Raw genomic sequence first — 7611 nt, 5'->3', positions numbered from 1 at the left:
CTGCCCGCGCATCGCTGAGCCGCCCGGAGTGGTCTCGATACACCTCCCCTCGCTGGCGCTCGTGGAGGCACTCGACCACCGGAGAACTCACCGATGGTCGAGTAGGACAGGCGAGCGTGCGAGGCCCGTCCGTATCGAGACCACCGAGGCCCGTCCGCATCGAGACCACCGAGGCCCGTCCGCATCGAGACGGTCACGGCGCGCAGGCCCGCACCGTCCGCTCGAGCGGGTGCGCCGGCCGGGGGTCAGCTGAGGGCGCAGTAGGCCTCGACCTTCGGGGTCGGGCCCGAGACGATGAGCTCGTCGCCGGTGGTGACGAACGTGTCGGCCTTGGCGTAGGTGAAGTCCTCGCCGCGGGTCTTCAGCCCGACGACCGTCACGCCGTACTTCTGCCGGACGTTGGAGTCGGTGAGCGTCCGGTCGACGGTGCACTCGGGGGCTCGCGTGCGCGCGATCGCGAAGCCGTCGTCGAACTCGATGAAGTCGGTCATGGTGCCGGTGACCAGGTGCGCCACCCGTTTGCCCATCTGCGACTCCGGACGGATCACGTGCGTGGCTCCGACACGCTCGAGGATCGCCGCGTGCTTGCCGCTGATCGCCTTGGCCCACACCTCCTTGACGCCGAGGTCCAGCAGCCCGAGCACCGTGAGCACGCTCGCCTCGATGTCGGTGCCGATGCCCACGACGGCGACGCCGAACTGCTCGGCGCCGATCTGGCGCAACGCCTCGGTGTCGGTGGTGTCGGCCGCCACGACGTGGGTGAAGTCGCTCGCGTACCTCTGGACGATCTCGGGACGCTCGTCGACGGCCAGCACGTCGTGTCCGAGGTGCACCAACGATCGCGCCACGGCGGAGCCGAAGCGACCGAGCCCCAGGACGATGACGGGGGCGTTGGCGGGGGTGTCCTTTGCCTTAGCCAATGATCGGTTGCTCCTCGGGAAGGTGGTAGCGCGGTGCGCGCCGCCTCAAGACGAAGGCCGACGCAGCCGCAATGGTGCCCACTCGGCCCACGAACATCAAGACCGCGAGCACCAGCTTGGCACTGTCGGGCAGCTGCGGGGTCAGTCCGGTGCTCAGTCCCGCCGTGGCGAAGGCCGACGTGCACTCGAACAGGACCTGCTCGAACGAGAAGTCCGTGAGGACCATGACGAGCAGGGTCGTCGACATCACCAGCATCACCGAGATGAGCGCGATGCTCAGCGCGGTGCGCACGACCGCGGGCCCCACCGAGCGGTTGCCGACCGTCACCTCCGGGTCGCCGCGCAGCTCGGCGAGGATCACGAAGGCCAGCAGCAGGAAGGTGGTCACCTTGATGCCGCCGGCGGTGCTGGCGCTGCCACCGCCGATGAACATGAGGATCGTGCCGATGGAGAGGGTCTCCCCCGACACCGCACCCCAGTCGAAGCTGTTGAGCCCGCCGGACCGCGGCATGATCCCGCCCTCGACGCCGGTGACCAGCTTGTCCTTCAGCGACATCGAGCCGAGCGTCGCCTCGTTCGACCACTCCAGGGCCAGGAAGGCCACGGCACCGAAGACCAGCAGCGCGATCGACCCCCACACCGTGAGCCGGGTGTGGATCGTCCACCGGGAGGGGGTCCGCCACTCCTTGAACAGCTCGGCGAGCACCGGGAAGCCCATCGCACCGATGAAGACGGCCGCGCAGATCGGGAGGATGATCAGACCGTCGCCGGCGTACCCGATGAGGCTGTCGCTGTTGAGCGAGAAGCCGGCGTTGTTGAACGCCATGACCGAGTCGAAGACGCCGTGCCACAACGCCGTGGGCAGGTCGTCGAAGTACTCCAGCCTGTACCTCAGCGTCAGGACCGCGGCGATGACCGACTGGAAGCCGAACATCATGACCGCGACGCGGCGGAACAGGGGCCGGACCTCGCCGATGTTGACGACGTGCATGTCGGCCTGCGCGACCAGGCGGGTGCGCAGCCCCAGGCGGCCGCCGATGAACAGGCCGAGCACCGTGGCCAGGGCGACGATGCCGAGGCCGCCGATCTCGACGAGGACGAGGATGATCGCCTGGCCGGCAGGGCTCCAGTAGGTCGACGTGTCGACGCTCGCCAGACCCGTGACGGTGACGGCCGACGCGGACGTGAAGAAGGCGTCGACGACGTCGGCACGCCCCTGTGCACTGCGGGCGACCGGCATCAGCAGGAGGGCGGTGCCGAGGAGGATCAGGGCGAAGAACGTGAGCGGCAGCAGTCGCACGGGGTGCGCGATGGCAGCCGGGATCCTCGGACGTGGCACGGCACGACCGTACCCCTACCGGAGGCTTCGGGGGGCCGTACGTGGCTGCTACGGTCTCCTGATGCCTTCCAGCCCCTCTGCCGTCGTCGGCCGGTTGGCCCGAGTGGCCGTCTCGCGCTCCGGCGTGGCCCTCCTGCTGAGCCTCGCCCTTCCCGCCGTCGCTCTCTTGCTCGTGCTGGTCGTCGACTCCGTGGGCACCGAACGGGTCGCGCTCGCCCTCGTGGCGCTCTCGCTCGTCGGCGAGTACCTGCTGCTCACCGGCCCGCCGGCGGTGCGGACCGGCCTGCACCAGGCGTCGCTCGGCATCCCGGTCCGCTTCGTGGTGCGGCTCCTCGCCGTGCTCACGCTCCTGAACCTGCCCGACGACCGCACGGCCCACACGTCGACGGCCTTCGTCGGTCTCGCGATGCTGGTGGCCCTGTGCGGACGCGCCCTGCACCACGAGTACCGCCGGGTCGGCTCGCTGCGACCTCTGCGCACACGCAACATCCCGGGTGATCCGTCCATCGCGGTCGAGCCCCCGGCACGGGTGCTCGAGGTGTGCCTCGCCCAGGCGGCGGTGCTCGTCGTCGGACCGCTCGGCGCGCCCTTCTGGGTGGTCCTGCTCATCGGCGTGCTCGCCGTCGCCGCCCTGGCCTACGTCACCGTCCCCGACGCCCGGGCGTCGTGGCGGATGCGCCAGGCCAAGCGCGCCACCGGCTTCACCCCGGCACTGCGCCAGGTGCAGGACTTCCTCGACGAGTACCAGCCCGAGGTGGTGCTGCACCTCAGCGGTCCGCTCGGCTCGGCCTACCAGGTCAACACCTGGCTCGAGTCGCTCGAGGCCCTCGACCGTCGTGTGCTGGTGGTGCTGCGCGACGCGCCGCTCTTCGACACGATCCGTGAGACCGAGCTGCCGACCCTGCAGCTGGGCAACGCCGGCGAGCTGCTCATGCTGGACTTCGCCAGCGTCAAGGTCGCCCTGTACCCGTCGAACACGGGCAACAACATCCACCTGCTGCGCCTGCCGCACATCATGAGTGCGTTCGTGGGCCACGGCGACAGCGACAAGTCGGCCTCGGCCAACCCGTTCTCGCGGGTCTACGACGAGCTGTGGGTGGCCGGGGAGGCCGGTGCCGACCGCTACCGCAAGTCCGGGCTGGGCATCCACGAGAGCCAGTTCCGGTTCGTCGGCCGCCCCCAGGTGCACTCCATCTCCTCGAGCCCGCGGGTGGGCGAGGAGGACGTGCCGACGATCCTGTACGCCCCCACCTGGGAGGGCGTGAACACCCTGCAGGAGTACTCGTCGGTCTCCGCCGTCGGCGCGAGGATCGTCGAGGCCGTGCTCGACTCCCCCACCCCGGCACGCCTCGTCTACAAGCCGCACCCCTTCACCGGCCAGCGCGACGCCAAGTACCGCGCCGTCGACGCTGCGATCGCGGCACGCGTGCGCGAGGCCGCCGCCTCCTCCGGCATCGACCACAAGGTGGTGCGCAGCGGTCCCATCGAGCCGTGGTTCAACCGTGCCACCGCACTGTTCACCGACGTCTCGAGCGTGGTCTCGGACTTCCTGGCCAGCGAGAAGCCGATCGCCGTGTTCAACCACACCGGGCACGGTGGCACCCCGCTCGACGAGACGACGTTCCGCGCCGAGTACCCCTCCGCGTCGGCCGCCACCATCGTGGGCCCCGGCGGCTCGGGCATCGAGGAGCTCGTGCAGGTCGCCACCGGCCAGGTCCCCGACGAGCGCGCGGCCGAGCGGACCCGCCTCGCCACCTACCTCCTGGGGGCACCGGAGAAGCGCACCCTCGAGTCCTTCCGCGCCAGCGTCGAGGCGTTCATCACCCGCGCGGAGGGCGAGCGCGAGCAGTACTTCGGCCAGACCCAGTCCCATGACCCGAGCGACTCCGACGACAGCCTCGGCGACGTCGAGTAGGCAGCGTCAGGGCCTCCCGGTGGCGGGCGTCCCGGACGGTAGGGTGGCCCGGTGACCGAGGCACCCGACAAGATCGCGATCGCGATCGTCACGTTCAACCGGTCCGCGTTCCTCGCCGAGCTGCTGCAGAGCGCCGCGGCGATGACGACGCCGGCGTGGCGCATCGTCGTCGTCGACAACGCCAGCACCGACGACACCCAGCAGGTGCTCGCCGACGCCCAGGCCTGGTTCCCCGACGGCGTGCTCGTGAACCGACTGCTCGACACGAACACGGGCGGCTCGGGCGGGTTCAGCGAAGGCACCCGCGTGGCGCTCGAGCTGGGGGCGGACTGGGTGTGGCTGATGGACGACGACGTCGAGATCCTCCCCGACGCGCTCGAGCGCTTCGCCCCCTGGATGGAGCGGTTCGGCTGCATCCACGGCCGGCGCTACGACTTCGACGGCTCACCCTTCTACTGGCAGGCCAAGTTCAACCAGTTCCTCGGCGTCCCGCTCCCCTACAGCGTCAAGGACTTCGACCGCGGCGGCTACGCCGTCACGAACTCGGGCACCTTCGAGGGGATGCTGGTCAGCGCCGACGTCGTGCGCCTCATCGGCCTGCCGGACCCACGCTTCTTCATCTCCTGGGACGATGCCGCCTACGCCTGGCTGGCCGCCCAGCACACCACGGTCGTGTACGTCGACGAGTTCGTGCTCAAGCGCAAGCGGGAGCAGCAGCAGGTGAACCTGGGCATCCGGCACCTCAACGACGGCTCGCCCCTGTTCCGCTTCCACGTGATCCGCAACCGCGCCTACGTCGGCAAGTACTTCCGCGAGTACGGCAAGCTCAACCGCCTCGGCTTCGGCCTCGGCACCGCGCTGACCCTCGCCAAGGAGGTGTTCCGGCTCGTCGTCGTGCAGCACACCCTCAAGGGTGTCGGCGACCTCGTGCGGGGCTTCCGCGCCAACCGGGCGATCTGGCGCGACGACACGTGGCGGCCGATGGACCCGTCCGACGTCCCGCCGGCGCTCCCCCCGGCCACCGAGCCGGAGGTGCGGCGATGACCGACCTCGTGGTGGTGGGTGCGGGCTTCTTCGGACTGACGGTCGCCGAGCGCATGGCCGAGCAGGGTCGCCAGGTGCACGTGATCGACCGCCGCGACCACATCGGCGGCAACGCGTACTCCGAGGCCGAGCCGCGGACCGGCATCGAGGTCCACCGGTACGGGGCGCACCTGTTCCACACCTCCAACGAGCGGGTGTGGGAGTACGTCAACCGGTTCACCGCGTTCACGCCCTACCAGCACCGTGTGTACTCCACGTACCGCGACGAGGTGTTCCCGCTGCCCATCAACCTGGGCACCATCAACCAGTTCACCCGCTCGTCGATGACCCCCTCCGAGGCGCGCGCCTGGGTGGTCGAGCACGCCGCCCGGCAGACCGGGACCCCGGCGAACCTCGAGGAGAAGGCGATCAGCCTGATCGGTGAGCCGCTGTACGAGGCGTTCATCAAGGGCTACACGGCCAAGCAGTGGCAGACCGACCCCACCGAGCTCGGCGCCGACATCATCAGCCGGCTGCCGGTCCGGTACACCTACGACAACCGGTACTTCAACGACACCCACGAGGGTCTCCCGGTCGACGGGTACACGGCCTGGCTGGAGCGGATGGCCGACCACCCGAACATCACCGTCACCCTCGACGTCGACTTCCTCGATCCCGCGTCGGTCGTCTCCAAGGACGCCACGGTCGGCCAGGTGCCGGTCGTCTACACCGGCCCCGTCGACCGCTACTTCGACGACGCGCACGGTCCGCTGTCGTGGCGCACCCTCGACTTCGAGACCGAGGTGCTCGGCGTCGGGGACTTCCAGGGCACGTCGGTGATGAACTACGCCGACGACGACGTCCCGTACACGCGCATCCTGGAGTTCCGGCACTTCCACCCCGAGCGCACGCACTACCCCGACGACGCCACGGTGATCGTCCGGGAGTTCTCGCGGTTCGCCGACGGCGCCACCGACGAGCCGTACTACCCGGTCAACACGCCAGCCGACCGCGAACGTCTCCTCGCCTACCGCGCCCTCATGGCCGACGAGCCCGACGTGCACTTCGGTGGCCGACTCGGCACCTACCAGTACCTCGACATGCACATGGCCATCGGCTCGGCGCTGTCGATGGTCGACAACACGCTGACCCGATGACCCCCGCACGAACGCCGGGGTCCAGGTGAGCGGCGCACGGGCGGGTCTCGCGGTCCGCGTGCGGCTCTGGCTGATCGGCCGGATCCGACGCTCCCGGTTCCTGCCCACCGGCATGCCCGACAAGCGGGTCGACGTCGCCGCGCTCGAGCAGCCGCTCGCCGCCGACGTGATCGTCTTCCACCCCACGGGTCAGGACACGCTGTACCAGCTGCTGCCGTGGCTGCCGGCGTTCCGCGCACTGGGCACCACGCACCCGGTCACGATCGTGTTCCGCGACTCCCGCACGGCCGCAGCCGTGCGCACCGCGCTGGCCGAGAGCGGCGACGACGCCGGCGTGACGTGCCTGACCCTCGCCACCTACGGGCAGCTGGACGCCATCCTGAGCCGCAGTCGGGTGCGGCTCGCGCTCTACGTGAACCACGACCCGATCAACTTCGAGTGCCTGCGCTTCACCTCGCTCGCCCACGTCTACCTCGGCCACGGCGACAGCGACAAGGGCGTGTCGGTCTCGAACCAGGTCAAGGCCTACGACTACTGCTTCCTCGCCGGCCGAGCCGCGCTGGAGCGCACGGCCACGCACGTGATGGACTACGACGCCGAGGAGCGCAGCATCCTCATCGGCCAGCCACAGCTCGACGGCTCCCCCGACGTGGTGCCGGCGCCGGACCCGGCCGGACGACCGACGGTGCTGTACGCCCCCACGTGGGAGGCGTCGCAGCCGTCGGTGTCGTACGGATCGGTCGACGCCCTGGGCCTCGAGCTCGTCCGGGCCCTGCAGCCGACCTACCGCGTCGTCTACCGTCCGCACCCCCTCAACGGCGTGGTGCGCGCCGAGTACGGCGCGGCCGACGCGGCGGTCCGCGAGGCGGCCGACCGGGTCGACCTGCGCGTCCCGCTCGAGCAGTCCTTCGCCGACGCCGACCTGCTCGTCACCGACGTGTCGGCGGTCCCCCTCAACTGGCTCCCCACCGGCAAGCCGATGCTCGTGACCGTGCCGGGGGTGCCGACGCCGGCGAGCCGCATGCTGGAGCTGCTCCCTCGAGTCCGCCGCGGCGACGACCACGCCGCCCTGGTGGCGCACCACCTCGCGGACGACCCGACCCGCCAGGCGCGGACGGCCCTCGTGTCCCACTACCTGACCGACGTCACCCCGGGCGCTGCCACGCAGAGGTTCGTCGACGCGTGCGAGCAGGTCATGGCCCGACGCGACCGGCTCTGGGCCGAGAAGCAGGCCCTGGGCGCCACCGGCCCGTAGCG

6 protein-coding genes are annotated in these 7611 nt (G+C 70.5%); 4 read left to right on the top strand and 2 right to left on the bottom strand.

Features of this window, described 5'->3' with window-relative positions:
* Positions 1-245: 245 nt before the first annotated feature.
* Both RQG84_RS12545 and RQG84_RS12540 read right to left on the bottom strand, forming a co-directional pair.
* A complete protein-coding gene (locus RQG84_RS12545; protein ID WP_311210297.1) occupies positions 246-920 on the bottom strand; it encodes a TrkA family potassium uptake protein in 675 nt (224 codons plus the stop codon).
* Positions 913-2259, bottom strand: a complete 1347-nt coding sequence (locus RQG84_RS12540) for a potassium transporter TrkG (RefSeq protein ID WP_311210296.1) — start codon at positions 2257-2259, stop codon at positions 913-915. The genes RQG84_RS12545 and RQG84_RS12540 overlap by 8 nt, the downstream gene beginning before the upstream one ends.
* Positions 2260-2320: 61 nt before the next feature.
* Here RQG84_RS12540 and RQG84_RS12535 point away from each other — a divergent pair, with 61 nt between their 5' ends.
* From RQG84_RS12535 to RQG84_RS12520, 4 genes are read left to right on the top strand one after another with little or no spacing between them, the layout of a single operon-like run.
* On the top strand, positions 2321-4174 hold the full coding sequence (locus RQG84_RS12535) for a CDP-glycerol glycerophosphotransferase family protein (protein ID WP_311210295.1): 1854 nt from the start codon (positions 2321-2323) through the stop codon (positions 4172-4174).
* Positions 4175-4225: 51 nt separating this feature from the next.
* The gene (locus RQG84_RS12530; RefSeq protein ID WP_055965218.1) at positions 4226-5218 is read left to right on the top strand and encodes a glycosyltransferase; all 993 of its coding nucleotides are present in this window, start codon (positions 4226-4228) and stop codon (positions 5216-5218) included.
* Positions 5215-6354: a UDP-galactopyranose mutase gene (gene glf, locus RQG84_RS12525; RefSeq protein WP_311210294.1), complete on the top strand. Its 1140-nt coding sequence runs from the start codon at positions 5215-5217 to the stop codon at positions 6352-6354. The genes RQG84_RS12530 and glf overlap by 4 nt, the downstream gene beginning before the upstream one ends.
* A gap of 25 nt (positions 6355-6379) precedes the next feature.
* Complete coding sequence (locus RQG84_RS12520) at positions 6380-7609, top strand: CDP-glycerol glycerophosphotransferase family protein (RefSeq protein WP_311210293.1); 1230 nt, start codon at positions 6380-6382, stop codon at positions 7607-7609.
* The last annotated feature ends 2 nt before the right edge of the window (positions 7610-7611 follow it).

The sequence above is a fragment of the Aeromicrobium sp. WCS2018Hpa-31 genome (assembly GCF_031843905.1).
Taxonomy (GTDB): Bacteria; Actinomycetota; Actinomycetes; order Propionibacteriales; family Nocardioidaceae; genus Aeromicrobium.
This window is presented reverse-complemented; position numbering and strand designations above follow the sequence as displayed.

Coding starts and splice junctions, on each gene's coding strand:
- glf (WP_311210294.1), top strand. CDS start 5,215: ATGACCGACCTCGTGGTGGTGGGTGCGGGCTTCTTCGGACTGACGGTC.
- RQG84_RS12535 (WP_311210295.1), top strand. CDS start 2,321: ATGCCTTCCAGCCCCTCTGCCGTCGTCGGCCGGTTGGCCCGAGTGGCC.